The following is a 311-nucleotide window of genomic DNA, read 5'->3' as shown; positions in this document are numbered from 1 at the left end:
CTGCCCTGGTGATCCAGCTCGGCGCTCAAGACAACCTGGGCCGTGACGCTCCAGTTGCCGTTGTTGTCCACCAGATCCAGCTCGGCCCTCAGCACCTCGCGGCCATCCGCGCTGGTGCCCACCAGATCCCCATTGGCATCCAGGGTGAAGGTTACCGGGCTGCCGTGGCTGCTGTATTTGCCGTCCAGGCTCTGCTGGATGGCGTTGATATCGAATTTGAGGCTGTCGGGGGCCAGGGCATCGGAGCCGTGGCTCACGGTGAAGCTCATGTGGCTGACCACATCCTTCGCCCCTTGGTTGGCCTCCGTCAT

1 protein-coding gene is annotated in these 311 nt (G+C 63.3%); it reads right to left on the bottom strand.

Annotated elements, in window-relative coordinates:
- A partial coding sequence (locus HB860_RS22025) for a hypothetical protein (RefSeq protein WP_247627961.1) occupies nucleotides 1–269 on the bottom strand: 269 nt, incomplete at its 3' end.
- Between the last annotated feature and the right edge of the window lie 42 nt (nucleotides 270–311).

Origin of the sequence: Aeromonas genomosp. paramedia (genome assembly GCF_023093515.1) — a bacterium.
GTDB lineage: Bacteria > Pseudomonadota > Gammaproteobacteria > Enterobacterales > Aeromonadaceae > Aeromonas.
This window is presented reverse-complemented; position numbering and strand designations above follow the sequence as displayed.